18 protein-coding genes and 5 pseudogenes are annotated in these 22,412 nt (G+C 62.2%); 8 read left to right on the plus strand and 15 right to left on the minus strand.

The annotated features are described in order from the left end of the window. The first annotated feature begins 78 nt into the window (after window positions 1-78). Entirely contained in the window at window positions 79-1,029 is a 951-nt protein-coding gene (locus tag LK440_RS17390; RefSeq protein ID WP_005012067.1) for an IS481-like element IS481 family transposase, read from the plus strand. Here the strand turns inward: LK440_RS17390 and pap are convergent. Beyond that, window positions 1,026-2,492, minus strand: a pseudogene (pap, locus tag LK440_RS17395) (polyphosphate:AMP phosphotransferase). The gene LK440_RS17390 and the pseudogene pap sit on opposite strands and share 4 nt — an antisense overlap. Before the next feature lie 69 nt (window positions 2,493-2,561). Beyond that, complete coding sequence (locus LK440_RS17400; RefSeq protein WP_005016887.1) at window positions 2,562-3,404, minus strand: MBL fold metallo-hydrolase; 843 nt, start codon at window positions 3,402-3,404, stop codon at window positions 2,562-2,564. Between the two features lie 74 nt (window positions 3,405-3,478). Here LK440_RS17400 and LK440_RS17405 point away from each other — a divergent pair, with 74 nt between their 5' ends. From LK440_RS17405 to LK440_RS18010, 4 genes and pseudogenes are all read left to right on the plus strand, one after another. After that, window positions 3,479-3,814 carry an ArsR/SmtB family transcription factor gene (locus LK440_RS17405; protein WP_025341259.1) on the plus strand — a complete coding sequence of 112 codons (336 nt, stop codon included), beginning with the start codon at window positions 3,479-3,481 and terminating at the stop codon, window positions 3,812-3,814. Beyond that, window positions 3,811-4,242 (plus strand): annotated as a pseudogene (locus LK440_RS17410) (YeeE/YedE family protein). The gene LK440_RS17405 and the pseudogene LK440_RS17410 overlap by 4 nt, the downstream one beginning before the upstream one ends. Window positions 4,243-4,279: 37 nt before the next feature. After that, window positions 4,280-4,345 (plus strand): annotated as a pseudogene (locus LK440_RS18005) (DUF6691 family protein); the annotation flags it as partial. 115 nt (window positions 4,346-4,460) lie between these two features. Further along, window positions 4,461-4,676 carry a DUF6691 family protein gene (locus LK440_RS18010; protein ID WP_005016884.1) on the plus strand — a complete coding sequence of 72 codons (216 nt, stop codon included), beginning with the start codon at window positions 4,461-4,463 and terminating at the stop codon, window positions 4,674-4,676. A gap of 37 nt (window positions 4,677-4,713) precedes the next feature. Here LK440_RS18010 and LK440_RS17420 read toward each other — a convergent pair. From LK440_RS17420 to LK440_RS17450, 7 genes and pseudogenes are all read right to left on the minus strand, one after another. Beyond that, window positions 4,714-5,975 (minus strand): annotated as a pseudogene (locus LK440_RS17420) (phenylacetate--CoA ligase family protein). A 30-nt stretch (window positions 5,976-6,005) separates the two neighbouring features. Then, the gene (locus LK440_RS17425; protein ID WP_005016873.1) at window positions 6,006-6,836 is read right to left on the minus strand and encodes an ABC transporter ATP-binding protein; all 831 of its coding nucleotides are present in this window, start codon (window positions 6,834-6,836) and stop codon (window positions 6,006-6,008) included. Between the two features lie 55 nt (window positions 6,837-6,891). Beyond that, on the minus strand, window positions 6,892-8,229 hold the full coding sequence (locus LK440_RS17430) for an ABC transporter substrate-binding protein (protein WP_025341258.1): 1,338 nt from the start codon (window positions 8,227-8,229) through the stop codon (window positions 6,892-6,894). A gap of 93 nt (window positions 8,230-8,322) precedes the next feature. Next, window positions 8,323-9,387 carry a branched-chain amino acid ABC transporter permease gene (locus tag LK440_RS17435; RefSeq protein WP_005016871.1) on the minus strand — a complete coding sequence of 355 codons (1,065 nt, stop codon included), beginning with the start codon at window positions 9,385-9,387 and terminating at the stop codon, window positions 8,323-8,325. A 20-nt stretch (window positions 9,388-9,407) separates the two neighbouring features. Beyond that, window positions 9,408-10,337 carry a branched-chain amino acid ABC transporter permease gene (locus tag LK440_RS17440; RefSeq protein WP_005016870.1) on the minus strand — a complete coding sequence of 310 codons (930 nt, stop codon included), beginning with the start codon at window positions 10,335-10,337 and terminating at the stop codon, window positions 9,408-9,410. 22 nt (window positions 10,338-10,359) lie between these two features. After that, window positions 10,360-11,154 (minus strand): annotated as a pseudogene (locus tag LK440_RS17445) (ABC transporter ATP-binding protein); the annotation flags it as partial. A 2-nt stretch (window positions 11,155-11,156) separates the two neighbouring features. Continuing rightward, window positions 11,157-13,127, minus strand: coding sequence for an AMP-dependent synthetase/ligase (locus LK440_RS17450; protein WP_017685764.1), 1,971 nt, complete (start codon window positions 13,125-13,127; stop codon window positions 11,157-11,159). A gap of 165 nt (window positions 13,128-13,292) precedes the next feature. Between LK440_RS17450 and LK440_RS17455 the strand changes: the two genes are divergently transcribed. After that, window positions 13,293-13,991: a Crp/Fnr family transcriptional regulator gene (locus tag LK440_RS17455; RefSeq protein ID WP_005016863.1), complete on the plus strand. Its 699-nt coding sequence runs from the start codon at window positions 13,293-13,295 to the stop codon at window positions 13,989-13,991. Window positions 13,992-14,038: 47 nt separating this feature from the next. Here LK440_RS17455 and LK440_RS17460 read toward each other — a convergent pair whose 3' ends face one another. The 6 genes from LK440_RS17460 to LK440_RS17485 all read right to left on the minus strand — a co-directional run bounded on the left by LK440_RS17460 (window position 14,039) and on the right by LK440_RS17485 (window position 20,689). Further along, window positions 14,039-14,761: an ABC transporter ATP-binding protein gene (locus tag LK440_RS17460; protein WP_005016861.1), complete on the minus strand. Its 723-nt coding sequence runs from the start codon at window positions 14,759-14,761 to the stop codon at window positions 14,039-14,041. 18 nt (window positions 14,762-14,779) lie between these two features. Then, window positions 14,780-16,702 (minus strand): branched-chain amino acid ABC transporter ATP-binding protein/permease, encoded by a 1,923-nt coding sequence (locus tag LK440_RS17465; RefSeq protein ID WP_005016855.1) that lies wholly within the window; start codon window positions 16,700-16,702, stop codon window positions 14,780-14,782. A 5-nt stretch (window positions 16,703-16,707) separates the two neighbouring features. Next, on the minus strand, window positions 16,708-17,583 hold the full coding sequence (locus tag LK440_RS17470) for a branched-chain amino acid ABC transporter permease (protein ID WP_005016854.1): 876 nt from the start codon (window positions 17,581-17,583) through the stop codon (window positions 16,708-16,710). Between the two features lie 89 nt (window positions 17,584-17,672). Next, window positions 17,673-18,836, minus strand: coding sequence for an ABC transporter substrate-binding protein (locus LK440_RS17475; RefSeq protein ID WP_005016852.1), 1,164 nt, complete (start codon window positions 18,834-18,836; stop codon window positions 17,673-17,675). Window positions 18,837-19,091: 255 nt separating this feature from the next. Then, entirely contained in the window at window positions 19,092-19,997 is a 906-nt protein-coding gene (locus LK440_RS17480; RefSeq protein ID WP_005016851.1) for a LysR substrate-binding domain-containing protein, read from the minus strand. A 59-nt stretch (window positions 19,998-20,056) separates the two neighbouring features. Continuing rightward, window positions 20,057-20,689 (minus strand): LysE/ArgO family amino acid transporter, encoded by a 633-nt coding sequence (locus LK440_RS17485; RefSeq protein ID WP_005016850.1) that lies wholly within the window; start codon window positions 20,687-20,689, stop codon window positions 20,057-20,059. A 174-nt stretch (window positions 20,690-20,863) separates the two neighbouring features. On the opposite strand from LK440_RS17485, the gene LK440_RS17490 reads away from it, so the two are divergent. Both LK440_RS17490 and LK440_RS17495 read left to right on the plus strand, forming a co-directional pair. Further along, entirely contained in the window at window positions 20,864-21,802 is a 939-nt protein-coding gene (locus tag LK440_RS17490) for a LysR family transcriptional regulator ArgP (RefSeq protein ID WP_005016841.1), read from the plus strand. A gap of 15 nt (window positions 21,803-21,817) precedes the next feature. Further along, window positions 21,818-22,303, plus strand: a complete 486-nt coding sequence (locus LK440_RS17495; RefSeq protein WP_005016840.1) for a copper chaperone PCu(A)C — start codon at window positions 21,818-21,820, stop codon at window positions 22,301-22,303. Window positions 22,304-22,412: the final 109 nt, after the last annotated feature.

Raw genomic sequence — 22,412 nt, forward strand, 5'->3', positions numbered from 1 at the left:
GTATGCATGGTTCATCCGAACCGGATTTGAGAAACTGGAAATCGCCAACCCCCCAGTTCACTCAAGGAGCCCGGCCGGATGAACACCCATAAGCATGCCCGATTGACCTTCCTACGTCGCCTCGAAATGGTCCAGCAATTGATCGCCCATCAAGTTTGTGTGCCTGAAGCGGCCCGCGCCTATGGGGTCACCGCGCCGACTGTGCGCAAATGGCTGGGCCGCTTTCTGGCTCAGGGCCAGGCGGGCTTGGCCGATGCGTCCTCGCGCCCGACGGTCTCGCCCCGAGCGATTGCGCCGGCCAAGGCGCTGGCTATCGTGGAGCTGCGCCGCAAGCGGCTGACCCAAGCGCGCATCGCCCAGGCGCTGGGCGTGTCAGCCAGCACCGTCAGCCGCGTCCTGGCCCGCGCCGGTCTGTCGCACCTGGCCGACCTGGAGCCGGCCGAGCCGGTGGTGCGCTACGAGCATCAGGCCCCCGGCGATCTGCTGCACATCGACATCAAGAAGCTGGGACGTATCCAGCGCCCTGGCCACCGGGTCACGGGCAACCGACGCGATACCGTTGAGGGGGCCGGCTGGGACTTCGTCTTCGTGGCCATCGATGACCACGCCCGCGTGGCCTTCACCGACATCCACCCCGACGAGCGCTTCCCCAGCGCCGTCCAGTTCCTCAAGGACGCAGTGGCCTACTACCAGCGCCTGGGCGTGACCATCCAGCGCTTGCTCACCGACAATGGCTCGGCCTTTCGCAGCCGCGCCTTCGCCGCGCTGTGCCATGAGCTGGGCATCAAGCACCGCTTTACCCGACCTTACCGCCCACAGACCAATGGCAAGGCCGAACGCTTCATCCAGTCGGCCTTGCGTGAGTGGGCTTACGCTCACACCTACCAGAACTCCCAACACCGAGCCGATGCCATGAAATCCTGGCTACACCACTACAACTGGCATCGACCCCACCAAGGCATCGGGCGCGCTGTACCCATCTCCAGACTCAACCTGGACGAATACAACCTATTGACAGTTCACAGCTAGACGTGCTGCTCGAGCGTCTCGACGATGTGACGCAACACTTGCAGGCGCGCATAACGTTTGTCATTGGCGGGAATAGCGTACCAAGGGGCGTGCGGCAGATCTGTGCGCGCCAGCATCTCGTTGGTGGCTTGCGCATACTCCTGCCATTTTTTTCGGTTGCGCCAATCGTCGGGCGTAATCTTGTAGCGCTTGAAAGGTGTTTTCTCGCGTTCTTTGAATCGCGCGAGCTGCACATCTTCGGTGATGGCCATCCAGAACTTGATCAGGATGGCGCCGTTGTCGGTGAGCTGGCGCTCGAAATCATTGATCTCGGCATAGGCGCGGCGCCACAGCCCGGGCGGAGTGAGTTTCTCCACTCGCTCGACTAAGACCCGGCCATACCAGCTTCGGTCGAAGAGGGCGATGCGGTTCTGGCGGGGCACGTGGCGCCAAAACCGCCACAGATACGGGCGAGCCAATTCATGGGGCAGGGGCGCGGCGATGGGCGTGATGTCGTATTGTCGGGCATCGAGCGCTTGCACGACACGTTGGATGGCGCCGCCTTTGCCGGCAGCATCCTGGCCCTCGAAAGCCAGGATGAGCGAACGTTCGCGGAATTTCTCGCTGCGCACGGCACGCGCCAGCCGTCCTTGCAGCAGGCCCAGCTCGCTGTCGTAGTCGTGCTTGTCTTCGTGCGCGTCGTAATCGAGATCGGCCAACCGGTTGGCGACCGGCCCGAGACGGGGGCGATCGAGGCCGGCATGCGCAACCAGGGGAATCGCGCGCCGTTTCATGGTGGCCAGCACGGTTTCGGTAGTGCGTACCACGCGCAGGTGATCATCGGCACTGGGAATGACGACCCAGGGGGCGTGATCGACGTCGGTATGGGCCAGGGCAATGTGGGCGGCGTCGCAGATGCGATCGTATTTCTTGGCTACGCGGTAATCGTCGGGCGAAACCTGCCAGGAGGTTTCCGGGCTGGATTTCAAGCGCTTGATCCGCTCGGTCTGCGCCTTGGCCGACAGGTGATACCAGAGCTTGACGATCTGCACACCTTCGGTAGTGAGCATGCCTTCGAAACGGCGTATCTGCGCGGCCAGCGCTTCTACGCGTTCAGGCCGCGCCTTTTTTCGATAGCACTCACGCAAAAGGCGGACATACCAGGATCCGAAGACGATACCGGTCTCGCCTTTGGCGGGCATGGCGTTCCAGTAGCGCCAGTAGGGCGGGAACTCGGCCTCGACGTCATCGGGCTCGCCGAACGCCAGAGTGTGGATATGGCGCGGGTCCATTCAGTCGTTGAGCAGATTGATGGTCTGCCCTTTGCCCGCGCCATCGATGCCGGCGACCACGATCAACAAGCTGCGATCGGCACGGTTGAGCCGGTCATATTGCGCTTTGAGCAAGGCCGTTCGTAACTGGTGTTCGCGTGCCTTGTAATCCTCTTTGGCAAGGACTGGGTCGGCCTGCGCTTCCATGAACATATTTCCGGCTCCGGTCTGACTATCGACCGGTCGATGTTGCGGGATATTGCCTGCCTGCGCAAGCGCTTACTAAAGGCGGTTGAGCGGGATTTTCAGGTAGCGGGTGCCATTGTCATCAGGATCGGGCAGTGCGCCGGCTCGAATATTCACCTGGATGGCTGGCAGGATCAGGGTTGGCATCGGCAAGGTCGCGTCACGTTTTTGCCGCATGGCGACGAAGTCAGCTTCGGCCACTCCGTCGTGCACATGGATATTGGTGGCGCGCTGCGCGGCGACCGTGGTTTCCCAGGCCGCGACTCGTCCATCCGGAGGATAGTCATGGCACATGAACAGGCGGGTGGCCGGCGGCAGCGCCAACAACCGGCGGATGGACCGGTAGAGCAAGGCGGCATCGCCACCCGGAAAGTCGCAGCGGGCCGTGCCCACATCGGGCATGAAAAGCGTATCGCCCACAAATACGGCATCGCCGATCTGATAGGCCATGTCGGCTGGGGTGTGTCCGGGTACGTGCAGCGCGCGGGCCTGCAGGCTGCCGATGGCAAAGGTTTCGTCGGGCTGGAACAGATGGTCGAACTGACTGCCGTCGGCGGGCAGATCCAGATTGAAGATAGGTTTGAAGGCGGCCTGCACCTGCTGTATGGAGCGGCCGATCGCCAGCTTTCCGCCCATGTGATGCTGCAGATAGCGTGCCGCGGACAGGTGGTCTGCGTGAGCGTGTGTCTCGAGGATCCACTGGCACTGCAGGCCCTGCGTCTGGATGAAGGCCATGATGGCATCGGCGCCAGCGGTAGACGTGCGCCCGGACTTCGGGTCATAGTCCAGAACCGGATCGATGATCGCGCACACGCGCCCATCGTGCACGACATAGCTGATGGTGCCTGTGGTGGAATCAAAGAAGGCTTGGGGTTGCATGGCGGCTCCCGACAACTAATCTACTCAATGATATTCTATAAAAACATATATTAATGTTCCGGACCTCGCAGCCCATGCCTGCTTCTGTCATCGATGTCGATCTGCCGGCGCTGCGCGCCACGGCGGCTCATTGCTGTGCGCTGTTGAAGGCGCTGGCCAATACCGACCGCCTGCTGCTGCTGTGCCAACTGGTCGAGGGCGAACGCAACGTCGGGCAGCTCGAAGCGCTCACCGGCATCCGGCAACCCACGCTGTCTCAGCAATTGGCGGTACTGCGCGATGAAGGCCTGGTAGGCACGCGGCGCGCAGGTAAATATATTTACTACAGCATGGCCAGCCTTGAAGGCCGACAGGTCATGCAAACCCTTTCCGGCCTGTACTGCAGCCGGTCCCTGGAGCGTGCGCAATGAGCATTGCATGGCAATCCTTTACTCCCGGCACTGCGCTGGCCGGCGGGGTGCTGATCGGCGCGGCTGCCGCCTTGCTGATGGCTACGCTGGGTCGTATCGCAGGCGTCAGCGGCATATTGGGTGCGCTGGTGCCGCCGGCTGCCGGCTCGGCCTAGCGCGTCGCTTTCATTGCCGGGCTTGTGCTGTCGCCGTGGCTCTACGGTATCTTTGCTGATGTGCCGGCGTCCCGATTTATCTCCAGCACACCAGCGCTCATTCTGGCAGGTTTGCTGGTCGGGTTCGGCACCCGGCTGGGGTCAGGCTGCACCACGGGGCACGGCGTTTGCGGGCTGGCGAGCGGCGCACCGAGGTCCGTGGCTTCGGTGCTGATTTTCACGGTGACGGCCATGGCGGTGGTCGCCGCCGTGCGTCATCTGTCAGGGAGCTGATATGCATCTGGTGTTTGCGCTGGTCTGCGGACTGCTAATGGGCCTGGGGCTGACGCTGTCCGGGATGACGGACCCGGCCAAAGTGCTGGCCTTTCTGGATATCGGCGGGCAATGGGATCCCTCCCTGGTCCTGGTCTTCGCGGCGGCGATTGGCGTGACCGCGCCGCTTTTACAGACGCCTGAAGCGCCGGGGGAAAACGATCACCCTTGGCGCCCCGTTGCAATGGCCCACTGCCTGGAAGATCGACACCCGGCTAGTGTCCGGCGCGGTGATCTTCGGACTGGGTTGGGAGCTGGCGGGCCTGAGCCCTGTCACGGCCGTGCTGACCGCCTCCCAGGGTTATGACGAGGCGCTCACGTTCGGGCTGGCGATGGTGGTGGGCATGGGAGCCTTTTCGTTCTGGCAAAAGCCTACTTCAGAACGCCATCGATGACATCAGCCGTGGCAAGCGGCCAGCGCGAAGGCAGTTGTCATTCATACGTGCGCAGATCGTCGATGACTTTGCCGTCGTTGGGCAGCCCTGCGGGCTCGGCGCGTACGATGTCCGCCCGCAGCTTGGTGATGTCGCGCACCGAGGTGGCCAGCCGAGATGCTGCATCGGTGCCCAGGGTGGCGGCCTCGACATGCAGCACCATGTGTTCAGCACCGGTGGTTCCAGATATCACCAGACGCGCCCGGCCCACTTCAGGATGGCGGCGCAGGACTTCGGCCACCTGCGAAGGATGCACAAACATACCGCGAACCTTGGTGGTCTGGTCGGCGCGCCCAAGCCAGCCGCGGATGCGGGTGTTGCTGCGTCCGCAGGGAGACGGGCCCGGCAAAACCGCCGAAAGGTCTCCTGTCCCGAAACGCACCAGCGGGTAGTCCGGGTTCAGCGTGGTGATGACCACTTCTCCCACTTCGCCATCCGGCACGGGCTCTCCCGTGCCAGGACGCACGATCTCCAGGATCAGGTCTTCGCCCAGCACCAGGCCGTCGCGCGCGCTGGTTTCGAACGCAATCATGCCCAAATCCGCGCTGCCATAGGCCTGATAGCCGGCGATGCCGCGGGCAGCCAGCCAGTCACGCAGTGAAGGCGGAAACGCTTCGCCCGAGACCAGGGCCCGCTTGAGCGAGGTCAGTGGCAGGCCAAGTTCGTCAGCCTTCTCAAGAATGATCTTCAGAAAACTGGGCGTGCCGGTGTAGCCCGACGGCGCCAGGTCGCGGATCGCGTGGACCTGCTGCTCCGTCTGCCCGGTGCCGCCGGGAAACACCGTGCAGCCCACAGCATGAGCCGCCGTCTCCATCATGGAGCCGGCTGGTGTGAAGTGATACGAAAAGCAGTTGTACGCCAGTTCGCCGGCACGAAAACCCGCGGCATACAGGGCGCGCGCAAAGCGCCAGTAGTCCGGGCGGGCCGTTTCGGGCTCATAGATCGGCCCGGGCGAGGCAAACACCCGTACCGCCTGGCCCCAGCCGACCGCGGCAAAGCCGCCCAGGGCCTTGCTCGGGCCGTCTGGCGCATCGCTTGTCCTGGCCTGCTGCTGCAGTTCCAACAGTTCGTGCTTGCGCAGCACAGGCAGGCCAGGGCCTGACGACTGTCGATGCCTGCGGCATCGACGCCTTTGAGTTGGGCGGAGATGGCCGGTGCCCGCGCCTGGGCATGCGCAATCGCACCGGGCAGGGCCTGCATCAAGGCGCGCTCACGTGCGACCGGGTCGCGGGTTTCCAGGGTATCGAAAAACTGAGACATGGGTTGGCACCCTTGCTGTAGGGGATCGGATCAGGCCAGCCAACGCTTGCGGCGGCGATAGAACTTCTGGTCGCGGAAACTTTTGCGCTCTCCGCTGGAGATGCCGAGGTAGAACTCCTTGACGTCTTCGTTCTGCGCCAGGTCGCTGGCCGCGCCATCCATCATCACTCGACCGTTCTCCAGGATGTAGCCGTAATCGGCATAGCGCAGCGCAATATTGGTGTTCTGTTCGGCAAGCAGGAAACTGACGCCTTCGCGCTGGTTCAGGTCGCGGACGATCTCGAAGATTTCTTCGACGATCTGCGGAGCCAGGCCCATCGAGGGCTCGTCCAGAAGAATCATGTTGGGGCTGGCCATCAGCGCGCGCCCGATGGCGGTCATCTGCTGCTCGCCGCCGGAGGTGTAGCCGGCCTGGCTGCCGCGTCGCTGCTTGAGTCGCGGAAAATACTGGTAGACGCGCTCAAGCGCGATGCTAATGTCGCCTCGGGAAAGCTCGCGTGTATAGGCCCCGGTCAAAAGGTTTTCTTCGATGGTCAGGTGGGCAAAGCAATGCCGGCCCTCCATGACCTGCACCACGCCGCGCTTGACCAGCTCCGCGGGCGAGAGCCGCTCGATGCGTTCGTCGCGATACTGGATGTAGCCCTTGGTGACGTCGCCGCGCTCGCCCTTGAGCAGATTGGAGACGGCACGCAACGTCGTGGTTTTGCCCGCGCCATTGGCGCCCAGCAAAGCCACGATCTTGCCTTCTGGCACGCGCAGGGACACGCCCTTGAGCACCAGGATGACGTGGTTGTAGATGACCTCGATGCCGTTGACATCGAGCAGCACCTTGGAAGGCGGAGTGGGGGAAGCGACAGTCATGGCTGTTCCTGCAGGATAAGAAAGGCCGCCAGCCGGCGCTGGCGGCCGGTGCCTATCAGTCCTCGCACTTACGTGGCGTGATCTTCTTTTCCTGCGCGTACTTGGCAGCGGCTTCCTTTACCAACGGGTCGACCACCGTCTTGTCAGCCTGGTACCAGTCGGAGACGACGTTGAACTTCTTGCCGTCCCACTGCACGATACGGGCCCAATCATCGCCCATATGGTTGCTGCAGCTGGTCTTGACCGGACGCATGATCTCACCGAAACCGAGCTCGTTCAGGCGATCCTGGGTAAGGTTGAGATGCTCGAAGCCCCAACGCACCTGCTCGGGGGTAAGTGCCTTGCCTTTGCCGAACTTCTCCTGCGCAGCGCGGATGGCCTCGACTTGCAACATGGAAATGATCATGCCGCGTGTGTGGGCGATGGTCCCCAGGGTGGTGTTGCCGGATTTGTCGGCACCCTGGCCCTTGTCGTAGACGTATTTCTTGAGATCGTCGTAGACCTTGCCGCTGCCGGCGCTGTTGTGAATCGTGATGGCGTTATAGCCTTTGGCGACATCGCCAAGATCCTTGACGTCGCCCTCTGAACCGGCCCACCAGATGGCATACATCTTGTCGCGGGGATAGCCGCTTGCCTGCGCTTCGCGGATGGCAGTCGGCGTCATGATGCCCGCGCTCCAGAGCAACACGTAGGCCGGGCGCTGCTGGCGGATCTGCAACCAGGTGGATTTCTGTTCCACGCCGGGAGCGGTGACCGGGTAGAGCAGCAGTTCAAAGCCTTCCTTGGCAGCGCGTTTCTGCAATACCGAGATCGGCTCCTTGCCATAGGGCGAGTCGTGATAGACCAGGGCAATCTTCTTGCCCTTGAGCTTGTCCATGCCGCCCTCTTTCTTGGCGATGTCCTGGATCATCACATCGGCGGCCGTCCAGTACGTACCCAGCAGTGGGAAGTTCCATTCGAAGACGCTGCCATCGACCGATTGCGACAGCCCATAGCCCACGGTCTCGACCGGCACCTTATCCACCATGGCCTTGTCCGTCACGGCGAAGGTAATACCGGTGGACTGAGAATCAAAGCCCGAGGCACCCGTGCCTTTGTTCTTCAGCCGTTCATAACACTCCACGCCACGATCGGTGGCATAGGCAGTTTCGCACTCTTCGTAGGCGATCTTCACACCGTTGACGCCGCCGTCGCGTTCGTTGATCAGCTTGAGGTAGTCCAGTTTGCCGTCGGCCCATGGAATGCCCAGTGGTGCGAACGAGCTCGTGCGATAAACCAGCAGCGGCACGAATTGTTCCTCGGCGGCCGCCGCCGGCGTTGCGATGGCGCTCAGCGCGCCGGTTGCGGCCATCAACGCCGCGGCCAATTTCAGGTTAAGACGCTTCATCTCCATTACCTCCTGCGTGGTGCTTGCTATCGAACACCGGGGTTGGCCCGGTCTGCAGCCGGGTTGTTGAGAGCGCGGGCCCGTTGGGCCCGCGCCATTTCAATGCGGGAACGGCCAGATGCGAAGTTTCTCCTTGCCTATGCTCCACAGGCGCGCCAGGCCGTGGGGTTCGGCAATCAGGAAGAACACGATCAGCGCGCCGAACACCATGTGCTCGACGTGTGCTGCCGTATCCACTGACAGTGACAGGCCAAGAATATGAGGGATGTTGGTCAACGCCACGGGTACGAGCACGATGAAGGCCGCTCCGAAGAAGCTGCCCAGAATCGAGCCAAGCCCGCCGATGATGATCATGAACAGCAACTGGAAGGAACGGCCCAGGTCGAAGGCCAGAGGCTCCCAGGAACCCAGATGGATGTATCCCCAGAGCGCGCCGGCCACACCGACGATGAAGGAACTGACCGCGAAGGCCGACAGTTTGGCGTACATGGGCCGTATGCCAATGACCGCGGCGGCCACGTCCATGTCGCGGATGGCCATCCATTGGCGGCCGATGGCGCCACGCACGAGATTCTTGGCCAAAAGTGTGAACACCACGACCAATATGAGTACGAAGAGGTATTTCTGCAGCGCGCTTTGTACAGGCATCCCAAAAACTGTCAGCGGCGGCACGGAGACGCTTCCCGAGGCCGAGTAGTTGGTGAAAAAGGGAATCCGCAGGAATGCCCAGTCCACGAAGAACTGCGCCGCCAGCGTGGCCACGGCCAGGTAAAGGCCCCGGATGCGCAGGCTGGGGATGCCGAAAATCACGCCCACCAGTGTGGCAAAGCCGCCGCCGATCAGAATCTGCAACAGCAGCGGGGAACCGGGAAAGCGCACGCCGATGTTCCAGGCGGCGTAGGCGCCTACGGCCATGAAGGCCCCTGTGCCCAGGGAGATCTGGCCGCAGTAACCCACCAGGATGTTCAGGCCGACTGCTGCCAAGGCGAGGATGAGAAAGGGGATCAGGATGGCGCGCATCAGATAGTCGCTGACCAGCAGCGGTACCGCCACGAAGGCGACGGCCATCAGCAGCCCGAAGAAGATACGGTCCTGCCGAATGGGGAATATCTGCTGATCGGCGCGATAGCTGGTCTTGAACTGGCCGTTTTCGCGGTAGAACATGATGTCTCCAAGCTAGGGTGCTAGACCCGGTCGATGATTTTTTCGCCGAACAATCCTTGCGGACGGAACAGCAGGAAGACCAATGCCAACACGTAGGCGAACCAGATTTCTATGCCTCCGCCGACCAGCGAGCCCAGATAGACCTCCGACAATTTTTCACCCACACCGATGATCAAGCCGCCCAGAATGGCGCCCGGAACCGAAGTCAACCCGCCCAGGATGACAACGGGCAAGGCACGTAAGGCGGCCGTCGACAGTGTGAACTGCACGCCGAATTTCGACCCCCAGATGATGCCGGCCACCAGCGCCACCAGGCCGGCCACACTCCAGACGATCACCCAGATGCGGTTGAGCGGAATGCCGATGGATTGCGCGGCCTGGTGATCATCGGCGACCGCGCGCAGTGCCCGGCCGGTGGAGGTGAACTGGAAAAACAACGCCAGGGCCGCCACCAGCAGCGCGGCGATGAGCGCGGCAGTCAGATCTTCGAGATTGATCAGCACGCCTCCTTCGAAGACCGAGTCCAGTACGAGCCACGGCTCCTTGGGCATGCCTACATTGATGGAGTAGACCGAACTGCCAAACGTGATCTGTCCGAGACCGTCGAGAAAATAGCTGATGCCAAGCGTGGCCATGAGCAAGGTGGTCAGGTCTTGGTTGACGAGGTGTCGCAGCACGAAACGCTCGATCACCACGGCCAGCAAGAACATGATGGCGGCGCTGACGATGAAGGCCAGCACATTGGCCAGCAAGAGGTTGTCAAAGCCCAGCCAGCGCGGCAGCCACTCGGAAAATCGCACCATCGATAGCGCAGCCACCAGGACCATGGCGCCCTGGGCGAAGTTGAAGACGCCCGATGCTTTGAAGATGAGCACAAAGCCCAGGCCGATGAGCGAATACATCATGCCGCTCATCAGTCCGCCCAGAAAGGTTTCGAGAAAGAATCCCATGTCGTATCCCGTCCGTTGAGCCGTGATCCACGCCGAGATAGGCGCGGATCACATCAGGATTACCCCGCACTTGCTCGGGTGTGCCATCACCGATCTTCTTGCCGTAGTCCAGGACGACCACCCGATCGGAAATATCCATCACCACGCCCATGTCATGTTCGATCAGAACGATGGTGGTGCCGAATTCATCGTTGACATCGAGGATGAAGCGGCTCATGTCCTGCTTCTCTCCGATATTCATGCCTGCCATGGGCTCGTCGAGCAGGAGCAGGCGCGGCTCCATGGCCAGCGCACGGCCCAGGTCCACTGGCTTCTGCAAACCATAGGGCAGGCGGCCCACGGGTACCTTGCGATAGGCCTGGATCTCCAGAAAATCGATGATGTTCTCGACGAACTTTCTGTGCTCGATCTCTTCGCGTTCGGCAGGCCCAAGCCGCAGCGCCTGGGATAACAGGCCGCATTTCATGCGCAGGTTGCGACCGGCCATGATGTTATCCAGCACGCTCATGCCCTTGAAGAGCGCGAGATTCTGAAACGTCCGTGCAATGCCCATCTCGGCGGCGCGGCGCGGGTTCATGCGAGAGAAGCGTTCGCCGCGCAACGTTATGCTGCCCTGCTGGGGTGTGTAGACACCGTTGATCACGTTGAGCATAGAGCTCTTACCGGCGCCATTCGGCCCGATGATGGCGCGTACCTCGTGCTCTCGCACGTCAAAAGAGATGTCCGTGAGCGCCTTGACGCCGCCGAATGAAAGCGAGATGTTCTGCATGTTCAGCAAGACGTCGCCTATCTGCTGGTCGCGGGTAGTGGTGCTCATGATCAAGCGGCCTTGGCGGTGATGGCAGGATAGGTCGTCGCTGGACTGATGCGCAGGTCGGCGGAAATCTTGCCGCTGCGGCCGTCTTCGAACTTGACCTCGGTTTCAATGAACTGGCGGTCCTTGTCGCTGTAGAGCGCATCGATCAGCACGCCATACTTTTGGGCGATGAACGCGCGACGAACCTTGCGGGTCCGCGTGAGCTCATCGTCGTCCGGATCCAGCTCCTTGTGCAGGATGAGAAAGCGATGAATCTGCGAGGCTGCCAGCCGCGGGTCGGCGGCCAGGTCGGCATTGACTTTCTCCAGGCACTCGCGGATCAGGGCATAGACTTCATCCTTGCCGGCCAGATCGGTATAACCGGCATACGCCAGACCGCGCCGTTCGGCCCAATTCCCAACGGCTTCCAGGTCGATGTTGATAAAGGCACATGCGTGCTCGCGATCGGCTCCGAAGGCTACGGCTTCCTTGATGTGCGGGAAGAACTTGAGCTTGTTCTCGATGTACTTGGGGGCAAAGAGGCTGCCATCGGCAAGTTTGCCGACATCCTTTGCGCGATCGATGATTTTCAGCTGCCCGTCGCCATCCAGATAGCCGGCGTCGCCGGTGCGAAACCAGCCCTCGGCGTCGCGGGCCTCTTCGGTAGCGGCCGGGTTGCGGTAGTACTCCTTGAACAGCCCCGGGCTTTTGACGAGGACCTCGCCGTTGTCGGCCACCCGGATCTGTACGCCTTCGACAGGAGGGCCTACGGTGTCGTCACGTACTTGCCCATCGGGCTGCACGCACACAAAGACGGAGGTCTCGGTGGAACCATACAGTTGCTTGAGATTGATGCCGATGGATCGATAGAAGACGAAGAGATCTGGTCCGATGGCTTCACCTGCCGTGTAAGCCACACGTACACGGTTCATGCCCAGGGCATTGCGTAACGGGCCGTAGATGAGCAGATCGCCGAGTCGGTAGCGCAGCCTGTCCCACACCGATACCGACTCACCATCGAGGATGCGTGCGCCGACCTGGCGAGCCAAGTTCATGCAGGCGCCAAACAGTTTTCGCTTGACCAGGCCGGCGTCTTCCATGCGGATCATCACGTGCGTCAACAGACCTTCGAGGACGCGCGGCGGAGCGAAGTAATACGTAGGTCCGATATCGCGCATATCGATGGACACCGTATCCGGTGATTCCGGATGGTTGACAGTGAAACCGGACACCAGAAGCTGGGTATAGGAGAACATGTTCTGGCCTATCCATGCGGGTGGCAGATAAGCCAGAACATCTTCCTGGTCGGTCAGGTTTTCCATCCGCGCCACGGCCTGGGCCCGGTCGATCAGAGCGTGATGAGTCAACACTACGCCCTTGGGCTTGCCCGTCGTTCCTGATGTATAGAACATGGCCACCGTGTCGTGGGGCTGCACGGCGTGCGCGGCCTGCAGATAGAACTCGGGATGTTCCTGGGCGTGCTGGCGACCGACGTCTTCGAGCGCTTCATAGGATTGCAGCAGGTCATCGTGGTAGTGACGCATGCCGCGCGGATCGTCATAGACCACGGTGCGCAGTGCCGGGCATTGCGCGCGCACTTCCAGCATCTTGTCGACCTGTTCCTGGTCCTCCACAACCACGACGCGGATCTGCGCATCCTGCAGCACGTAGACCATTTCCTGGGCCACTGCGTCCTGGTATAGCGGTACCGGGATCGCGCCCAGTGTCTGCGCGGCCATCATGGCGATGTACAACCGGGACCGGTTCTCACCGATGACGGCGATATGCATGCCAGGGCCGATGCCCAATGCGGCCAGGCCATGGGCCAGCAGACGCACGCGCTCGGCCACCTCGGCCCAGCTCAGGGTCTGCCAGATGCCCAGATCTTTTTCGCGGATGGCCGGGCGCGATGGGCGCACACTGGCGTGTTCGAGCAGAAGCGCGGGGAAGGTCTGCGCTGCCGCCGGGCGCGCCGGGGGCTGGGGATGTGCCACGTTGTCTCCTCCGGTTTGGGCGAGCACGGCTAGCGTTATGAGCTAGATATCCCGGCGTGCGCTTGACCAGTTCGTTTTAGATTTACGGCAGGACTTAAGGTATAAGGTTGGGTCGCCTTCAACTGTCACCATCGCGACATTCACGGTTTATTTAGGGTATTCCCGATGCAGCTAGCCGATTCGCTACACCTTGCCGCAGCCTGGTTTCGCGTGCTCGAAAGCGAACAGCGCGTGCGCGTCGAACGCGACATATCCGTGCAGCACGCGATTGCGGGAACGATCATAGAGCGCAAAGGCCAACTCGCCCAGGCGTGGATAGGGGTGCTTTCCGGCTTGGTGAAAGTATCGGTAGGCAATGCCGAGGGCAAGGTCGCCTCGTTGACCGGGGTGCCAGCCGGGGGCTGGATAGGCGAGGGTTCCCTGCTCAAACGCGAGGTTCGCAAATACGATGTGGTGGCATTGCGTGACTCGGTGGTGGCGCGCTTGCCCGCGGCGACCTTCGACTGGCTGCTTGACACCAGCATCCCCTTCAATCGTTATCTGCTGCACCAACTCAATGAGCGCGTGGCGCAGTTCATCGGCAAGGCCGAACACGACAGGTTGCTGGATCCGGACGCCCGGGTGGCCCGCTGCCTGGCCGAACTGTTCAACCCTTTGTTGTACCCCGGCATGGGCATGCGCCTGGCCATCACGCAGGAAGAGGTCGGCTATCTGGCGCGCGTCTCACGGCAGCGCGCCAATCAGGCCCTCGGAAAACTCGAAGAGGCAGGACTGCTGAAAGTAGAGTATGGCGCGGTGCGCGTGATGGATCTGGATGGCTTGAAGCGCTATGGTGCGGATGCCGCGGCCGTCGATGAAGAGTAAGACCCGGGCGGCGCCAGGATCGGCGCCGCCCGGGTAGCTGAACCGCGTCAGTGCCCGCCACCCAGATAGGCGGCCACCACCGCCGGGTCATGTTTGAGCTGGTCGGCGGGTCCGTGCACCGAGATGCGGCCATTTTCGAGCACGTACCCATAGTCGGCCACATTGAGCGCGGCGGCGGCGAACTGCTCGACCAGCAGCATGGTCACGCCCTGCTCCTTCAGGCGCGCGATGATGCGAAACACTTCTTCGACCAGAATCGGCGCCAGTCCCATGGATGGCTCGTCCAGAAGGACGAGTTGCGGATTGAGCATGATGGCGCGCGCCATGGCCAGCATTTGCTGTTCGCCACCGGATAGTGTGCCGGCCAATTGATCGCGGCGCTCTTTCAGGCGAGGAAACAAATCCATTGCCCGTCCCAGATCGGCCTGCACATCGCCGCGCGGGCGGCTGCCGGTCAGGCGCGGAAACGCGCCCAGCAACAGATTGTCGGTCACGGACAGCGTGGGAAAGACGCGCCGGCCCTCGGGCGAATGCGCCAGGCCCAGGCGTGCGATGCGAAAGGACTCCTGGCCGGCGATGGAGCGTCCCTCGAGGGTGATCTCGCCTGCGGTTGGCCGGATCATGCCCGATAGGGCGCGCATGGTGGTGGTTTTCCCCGCTCCATTGGAGCCTATCAGCGTCACCACCTTGGCTTTGGGAACATCCAGGCTGATGCCATGCAGCACCTTGACCTTGCCGTAGCCCGCTTCGAGATTCTTGACAGTAAGCATAGTGAGATCTCCAGGGCGTCAGGCGGTGGCGCCGCCCAGATAGGCTTCGATGACCTTGGCATTTTGCTGGATCTCGGCAGGCAGCCCCTCGGCAATCTTCTGGCCGAAGTCCAGCACGGATACCGTGTCGCATACGCTCATGACCACATCCATGTGGTGTTCGATCAGGATGAGGGTGATGCCGTGATCGCGCACCTTGCGGATGATGACCAGCAGCTCGGCGATGTCGGGCGCGGTCAGGCCGGCTGCCGGCTCATCGAGCAGCAGTAACTGTGGGTCCAGCGCCAGGGCGCGGGCAATCTCCAGCAAGCGTTGTTTGCCGTAGGGCAGGTTACGTGCTTCTTCGCCTGCGAGGTCGCTCAGACCGACAAACTCGAGCAGGGCCAGCGCGCGTGCGCGCGCCTTCTGCTCTTCGTGCTTCCAGCGTGGCGTATGCAGCGCGACACTGGCCAGCCCGGTGGTGAAACTGTGATGCAGACCCACCAGCACGTTCTCCAGCGCTGTCATCTCGCCAAAGAGCTGCACGTTCTGGAACGTACGCGCCACACCGTTGGCGGCGATCTCAGCAGGTGTCATCCCCACCAGCGACCGCCCGGCGAACGTCACGCTGCCGGCAGTGGGGAGATAGATCCCGGTGAGCACGTTCATCATGGTGCTCTTGCCTGAGCCGTTTGGTCCGATCAGCCCATGTATGGTGCCGCGTTTGACGTCCAGGTCCACCTGATTGAGCGCCTTCAAGCCCCCGAACTGCATGAGGATGCCTTGGGCCTGCAGCAAGGTCTCGACCGGGCCGGCCGCCGCCGTCGGGACGGCGTTGGCGCGCTCGGCCAGTTCTGAGCTGACCGAGAGCGCCTTGCGTCGCGTGGAGAAGAACAGGTTGCGCACAAAGCCCACGATGCCGTCGGGAAGGTAATAGACCACGAAAAGGATCATGACGCCGAAGATGCTCAAGCGCCAGTCGGTGACGGCGTCGAGCCAGTAGGCAAATACAGCCAGGGCAATGGTGCCTGCCACCGGCACCGCCACGCGACGGGCGTCGGCCTTGCCGCGGGCCACTGCCAGCGCACTGCCCCCGGCCACGAGAACGGCGACGACCAGCGCGATGATGCGGAAGGTCTCGATATCATCGAGCATCTTGGGCAACAGGACGATGATGGACGCGCCAAGAATCGCCCCGGTGCGCGTTTTTCTGCCGCCCATGATGATGGCCAGCAGAAACAGGATGGTGAGTTCGAAGTTGTAGGTGTTGGGCGAGATGTACTGTTCGGAATAGGAGTACAGCGCGCCAGCCAGGCCAGCGAACCCCGCGCTGATCACAAAGGCGATCACCTTGTGCCGGTAGACCGAGACACCCATGCAGTCCGAAGCGATCGGACTGTCGCGCAAGGCTTCGAACGATCGGCCCAGGTGCGATTTGAGGATGCGATGCACCACGACGAGCGACAGCACCAGAAGCAGCGCGACCAGCCAGAAATACTCCTGTTTGTCGAGGATGTGGCTGCCGAAGGCGGGCTTGTTGATCTTGATGCCCAGCGGCCCCTCGGTGAGGAAGGTCATCTCGTTGATGAGAATCTGGATGATGGTGCCAAAAGCCAGTGTCACCATGGCCAGGTAGGGGCCCGTCACGCGCAAGGCGGGCAGAGCCAGCACGGCGCCGAACGCGGCCGCGATAATGATGGCCGCCGGCAGCGTGATCCAGATGGGCATTTGCAGGTGAAAGACCAGGACGCCTGCCACATACGAGCCGATGCCGAACAGGCCGGCGTGGCCCAACGACACTTGTCCGGTGTAGCCCACCACGATATCGAGCCCGAACAGCAGGATCGAGTAAATCATGATGGTTTCGAGAAGGTGCAGATAGTAGGTGTTGGTCACGCCCAGCGGGATGGCTGCCAGGCAGGCCAGGGCCACGAGGGCCAGGACTCGGTGCAGAGGTTTCATCAGCGTTACACCTTCTTGATCGCGGTCTTGCCGAACAGGCCGGCGGGTTTGAAGGTCAATACCAGCAGCAGAAGAACCAGGCCGGGGACATCCTTGTACCCGGTCGACAGATAAAAGCCGGTGGTGGTCTCAGCGATGCCGAGGATGAGGCCGCCGACGACTACCCCCATGCCGCTGGACAGGCCGCCGATGATGGCCACGGCGAAGGCCTTCAGGCCAAGAACCGCACCCATGGTGGCGCCCGTGAGGGTCAGTGGTGCGACCAGCACGCCGGCAAAGGCGGCGGTCAGCGAGGACATGGCGTAGGAGAACGTGATGACCAGGCCGGTGCTGATCCCCATCAAGCCGGCGGCATCGCGGTCATTGGACGTGGCGACGAAGGCCTTGCCGTAAATGGATTTGCGATTGAAGAGTTCGACCAGCAACATCATGGCCAGCGCGCCGAACACCACCAGAAGCTCCATGGGCAGAACGTTGGCGCCCATGATTTTCATGGGTGCCTCGGGCAGGGGGGATGGGAAGCGCAGATCGTCGCGGCCCCAGATGTTTTCGGCCACATTGCGAAAAATAATGCCCAAGGCAATCGTGGCCATGATCCAGCCGAATTCGGAACGTGTCTTGATAGCTGGACGTACGCCGACGCGCTCGACGAACATGCCTTGCAGGAACCCGAAAACGCAGACAATGGGGATCATCACCCAATAGTTCACGCCCAGGCCGACGAGTGTCAGTCCGACCAGTGCGCCCAACATGAGCGCTTCGCCCTGGCCAAAGTTAAGGGTGCCGGAGGTGGCAAACGTGAGCTGATACCCGAACGCGATGACGGCATAAATCATGCCCAGCGCGATACCGCTGTAGATAAGCTGTAGAAGAATCATCATGTGTGCGCAGTAAGAATCCCGGCCCGCGCGCCGAGCGGATACCGCGCGGGCCCCGGGTGGGGCCCGCGCTGCGGTGAACAACGTATGGATTACTGGGCCTTGACGACCCGGCCGCCCTTGACTTCGCCGATCACGACTTCTTTTTCGGTGATGGCGTCGTGGTTGTCGTGCGTGAAGGGCTTGTTGTAGGTCATCACCACGCCTTCGACGGGCGTTTGCAGGTTCTCGAGCGCTTCGCGCACCTTCGGACCGTCGGTGGTGCCTGCCTGCTTGATGGCCGCGGCCAACAGGTAGATGGAGTCATAGCCCTGAGCCGCCGACACCGGCGAGTCGATGCGGTTGTTCTTGGGCTTGAACTTGGCCAGGTAGGCGTCGATGAACGCTTTGCGGCGCGGTGTGTCCGGATCCTGGATGAAGGTCTGCGGCATGCGCGCACCCTCGCCATTGGCGCCGGAGTTGTCGATATAGTTGGCCATGGACAGCGTCCAGCTACCGATGATGGGCACCTTCCAGCCGAGCTTGGTCATGCCGTTGGCGATCTGAGCCAGCTCAGGGCCGATGCCGTAGGTCAGGATGGCCTGTGCGCCGGCTTCCTTGGCCTTCAGAAGCTGGGCGGTCATGTCCACATCCTTGATGTTGAACTTCTCAACGGCCACAGGCTTGATGCCCTTGGCCGCGAGGGCTTTTTCAAGGTCTTCACGGCCGAGCTGGCCATAGTTGGTGGAGTCGGCCAGGATGGCGACTTTCTTGAAGCCGCGGCGACCGACGGCTTCTTCGACGATCATGGGCGCCTGGATACTGTCATGCGCTGCGTTGCGGAACACATAATTGTCGGGATATTCGGGTGCCTTGAACTGATGCGTGATGACGCTGCCAGTGGCCACGTTGTTCATCACCGGGATCTTGGCGTCCTGATAGAAACGCTGCGAGGCCAGGGCGACCCCTGTGTTGATATACCCGACCGAAGCCGCGACGCGCTCTTTGTTGATGAGCTCCTGGGCGATCTGAACGCCACGCTCGTTTTTGGCTTCGTCATCGCGTTCGACGCCGACCAGTTGGCGACCCAGCACCCCACCGTTTTTGTTGATTTCCTCGATGGCCAGGCGTACGCCATCGCGCATGCTCACGCCCATGGAGGAGGATCCTCCGGTGTAAGGGCCCGCCACGCCGATCTTGATGGGATCGGCGGCATGAGCCCCGGCCGAGAGAGCGAGCGTCAAGGCACCTGCAAGCAGCTTCAAGCGAAAGTCCATGTTGTTTCCGTTGAGTTTGGTATATGGACTTCCCACACTAAATCGAGTTGGGGCGGTGGTTGGTCCAACTGCGAAAAAACCAGCTCATGCGCCACTCGTTATCGGATTGTGGGGCGCTCTGCGTGCAAGGTACTCTGGTCTTGAATGCTTACGCGAAACTTATGTTTTCGGTCGATTCCAGGTAAATCCCTAGAAGAAAAGGCGGCCATCGGAGCAGAATTCCGTTTGGGTGCGGAATTATTTTCCGGTCAAGGATCAGAGGCGCGCAATCCGGGCGCATACGGTGGCGATCCTGGCAGCAAAGGCGCGCGCGCCGTTTTGTAAGGGACGGCGTTGCTCATAGCAGAGGTAATACTGCAGATTGCCGCGCGAGCGCACGTCAAAAAGCCGCATGAGCTTGCCTTCATTGAGCCATTCGGCAGCGAGCGTCTTGCGCGAGAGCGCGACACCCTGGCCGGCATGAGCGGCCGCCAGCACCATGCCCAGGTCCACCAGCCAGACGCCCTTGCTGGGTTCGGGCCAGTCAAGACCTGCCCGGTCGAACCACGGGCGCCAGGGCTCCATGGGGCAGCGCAGCAAGGCCGCCCGGGCCAAGTCTTCGGGCCGTTCAAAGGGCCCATGACGCCGAGCGTACTCTGGCGTGCAGACCGCGAAAACCTCATCGTCGGTCAATTTCTCGACCTGCAGGCCGGGGTACAGCCCGTTGCCAAAGCGTATCCATACGTCGGCATTGGGCGGCGAGATTTCCAGATACGGAACAGAGAAGAGAATTTCGAGATCGACTTGCGGGTGGGCGTCGGTGAACTCGGGCAGATAGGGGATGAGGACCTGGCGGGCGAACGTGGGGGTGGACACCACGCGCAGCAGTTCGGTGGGTGGTTCGACGCGTGCTTTCAGCGTGGCGGCTGAGAGCTGGCCCAGCGCGCTACGGACCTGCTCGAGATACTCGCGGCCGGCAGCCGTCAGTGTGCCGCCGTGGCGGCCACGGACAAACAGCACGGTGTCGAGCTGGGCTTCCAGTGTCGTGATGCGCTTGCCGATAGCGCTGGCGGTCACACCCAGCTCCGAGCCGGCGGGCTCGAAGCCGCCCAGGCGAGCAGCAGCCTCGAAGGCCTGTATGGCAGCCAGGGAGGGCAGACGTGACTGTCGGGTTCCGCGCATGGGCCTGAGGGCCGCGCCGGCGGCCGGGACAGAAGAGGAGTTTCATTATATGGAGTCTGTCAGCCGCCCAGATCGACGCGGGCCAGGGAGTAGGCCAGCGTCAGCATGACGACGGCGATCAGCGCATCCAAGAGGCGCCAGGCGCGCGCGTCGCTGAAAACGGGGGCAAACAGGCGCGCGCCCAGGCCCAAGATGGCCAGCCAGAGCACCGAGGCGGTCAAGACACCGACGGCAAAGGCCAGGCGGGCGTCGGCAAAACCGTGCGCCAGCGAACCGACGACCACCATGTCCAGCCAGAAATGTGGGTTGAGCAAGGAGAAGGCCAGCGCGCCCAATAGGGCCGCGCGGCGGGAGGGGACGGCTTGGCGGCACTGCGCCAGTGGCCCTGCCCGCCAAGCCCGCCGCGCCGATTGCAGTCCGTACCAGGCCAGAAACGCCACTCCGAACCACAGAATGGCCTGAGTCAGACCAGGCACCCATTCCGTCAGCCGTTGCAGACCCCAGACGCTGCCGAAGATGAAGACCGCGTCGACCAGCGCGCAGGTCGCCAGCACGGTCATGACATGGGCACGCATCACCCCTTGCCTGAGAATGAAGACACTTTGGGCGCCGACCACGGCGAACAACCCCAGGCCGGTGGCGGTGCCGCTGGCCCAGGCGCTGAAAAAGGGAGGAAAAGTGAGCGTGAACATCGTTGCAGCCTGGAATGAGGGCCGGCCGTAGTCGGCGCCACGGCCCGGATGCGTGCATTCTGACTTGCCAATAATATGAAATACAGCTAATTTCCTTAAACTATATTAAGCAAAACTTAATACATAGCATCCCATGTCCCGACTATCTCGTCCTTGTCCTGTCCGTGTGGCGCCATGAAGCTCGATCACGACCACCTGCGCGCGCTGGCCGCTGTGGTGCGCGAAGGCAGCTTCGAGCGTGCGGCCTCCGCCCTGCATGTCACGGCGTCGGCGGTCTCGCAGCGCATAAAGACGCTCGAGGACCGCAGCGGCCGGCTGCTGATCCAGCGGACGGTGCCAGCACGGCCGACGCCGGATGGCCAGGTTCTGGTCCAGTTGGCCGAGCAGACGGCCTTGCTCGAGCACGATGCGCTGCATCGTCTGGGCGTAGCCGAGGACGAAATCACCCAGGCCAGCATCCCCGTGGCGGTCAACCATGACAGCCTGGAGACTTGGTTCATCGACGCTGCGACGCGATTTGCTGCCCGATCGAGTGCAACGCTGGACATGCAGTCCGAGGATCAGGATCACACTGCGGCGCTCCTGCGCAATGGCACGGTGCTGGGTGCGGTGACTACGCTGGCCGAGCCAGTGCAGGGCTGCCGTATTCATCCGCTTGGCAGCATGCGCTATGTCGCGACGTGTTCGCCGGATTTTCTGGCGCGGCATTTTTCAAGCGGTGTCACTGCGCGCACGCTGGCCGCGGCTCCGGTGCTGGTGTTCAATCGCAAGGACGGGCTGCAGGCACGTTTTGCGCGCCGTATCATGCGCAGCCACCCCTGGCAGCCGCCGGTCTGGTGGGTCCCATCGAGCCGGGCTTTCGTACAGGCGACGCTAGACGGGCTGGGTTGGACCATGAATCCGCTGCCGCTCATCAAGGATGAGCTCGATAGCGGCCGTCTGGTGCCTTTGCGCCGCCGGGCCTGGGAGGATGTCCCCATCTACTGGCAGCATTGGCGGGTAAACTCTCAAGCCATGTCGGTCCTGACGGATTCCGTTCTGGCCGCTGCCCGCGCCCTGGTGCGCAAACGTCAGGCACAGGCTGTGCAACCCGCCGGCAGCTCGCCGGTATAGCTTTGGAGTAATGCGATGACTCTGCGTAAGTTCGTCTTTGCCGCCGCCTTGGCGCTGACCGCGGGCGCGACGGCTGTGGCTGCTGATTACAAGGTCGGCCAGATCGAGGTGGATGATCTGTGGGTGAGAGCCTCGGCTCCTGGACAGGAAAATGGCGCGGGCTACCTGGAGATCGAGAACGACGGCAAGATGGCGGATCGCCTGGTGTCGGTGTCTTCGCCGGCGGCCCAACGGGTCGAGTTGCACACGGTCAAGAATGAGAACGGCATGGCACGCATGCGTGAAGTCGAAGGCGGCATCGTGGTGCCGGCCGACGGCAAGGTCGAACTGCGGCCGGGCGGCTATCACGTCATGTTTCTCAAACTCAAGGCGCCTTTCGCCGAAGGGGGCAGCGTGCCTGCCACGTTGACGTTCGAGAAAGCAGGCGAGGTCAACGTCAATTTCAAGATCAAGGCGGTCAGCCACAACGCGGGCATGAGCCACGGTCACATGAGTCATTGATCGGCACACGCCGCCACGCATACCTACAGGCCTTCGGGCCTGTTTTGTTGTGGCCGAACGGATAGTGTTGCAACCCGGCAAGTCCTGCCCCCCGCGCTGGCGGCTCGTT

It is taken from the genome of Bordetella holmesii (assembly GCF_020735985.1).
Lineage (GTDB): Bacteria > Pseudomonadota > Gammaproteobacteria > Burkholderiales > Burkholderiaceae_B > Bordetella > Bordetella holmesii.

Excerpts from the sequence above, each read along its gene's own strand:
- LK440_RS17490 (WP_005016841.1), top strand. The coding sequence starts at position 20,864 with ATGAAGCTCGATCACGACCACCTGCGCGCGCTGGCCGCTGTGGTGCGC.
- LK440_RS17475 (WP_005016852.1), bottom strand. The coding sequence starts at position 18,836 with ATGGACTTTCGCTTGAAGCTGCTTGCAGGTGCCTTGACGCTCGCTCTC.
- LK440_RS17440 (WP_005016870.1), bottom strand. The coding sequence starts at position 10,337 with ATGGGATTCTTTCTCGAAACCTTTCTGGGCGGACTGATGAGCGGCATG.
- LK440_RS17400 (WP_005016887.1), bottom strand. The coding sequence starts at position 3,404 with ATGCAACCCCAAGCCTTCTTTGATTCCACCACAGGCACCATCAGCTAT.
- LK440_RS17435 (WP_005016871.1), bottom strand. The coding sequence starts at position 9,387 with ATGTTCTACCGCGAAAACGGCCAGTTCAAGACCAGCTATCGCGCCGAT.
- LK440_RS17430 (WP_025341258.1), bottom strand. The coding sequence starts at position 8,229 with ATGGAGATGAAGCGTCTTAACCTGAAATTGGCCGCGGCGTTGATGGCC.
- LK440_RS17480 (WP_005016851.1), bottom strand. The coding sequence starts at position 19,997 with ATGCGCGGAACCCGACAGTCACGTCTGCCCTCCCTGGCTGCCATACAG.
- LK440_RS17465 (WP_005016855.1), bottom strand. The coding sequence starts at position 16,702 with ATGAAACCTCTGCACCGAGTCCTGGCCCTCGTGGCCCTGGCCTGCCTG.
- LK440_RS17460 (WP_005016861.1), bottom strand. The coding sequence starts at position 14,761 with ATGCTTACTGTCAAGAATCTCGAAGCGGGCTACGGCAAGGTCAAGGTG.
- LK440_RS17485 (WP_005016850.1), bottom strand. The coding sequence starts at position 20,689 with ATGTTCACGCTCACTTTTCCTCCCTTTTTCAGCGCCTGGGCCAGCGGC.
- LK440_RS17495 (WP_005016840.1), top strand. The coding sequence starts at position 21,818 with ATGACTCTGCGTAAGTTCGTCTTTGCCGCCGCCTTGGCGCTGACCGCG.
- LK440_RS17425 (WP_005016873.1), bottom strand. The coding sequence starts at position 6,836 with ATGACTGTCGCTTCCCCCACTCCGCCTTCCAAGGTGCTGCTCGATGTC.
- LK440_RS17455 (WP_005016863.1), top strand. The coding sequence starts at position 13,293 with ATGCAGCTAGCCGATTCGCTACACCTTGCCGCAGCCTGGTTTCGCGTG.
- LK440_RS17390 (WP_005012067.1), top strand. The coding sequence starts at position 79 with ATGAACACCCATAAGCATGCCCGATTGACCTTCCTACGTCGCCTCGAA.
- LK440_RS17405 (WP_025341259.1), top strand. The coding sequence starts at position 3,479 with ATGCCTGCTTCTGTCATCGATGTCGATCTGCCGGCGCTGCGCGCCACG.
- LK440_RS17470 (WP_005016854.1), bottom strand. The coding sequence starts at position 17,583 with ATGATGATTCTTCTACAGCTTATCTACAGCGGTATCGCGCTGGGCATG.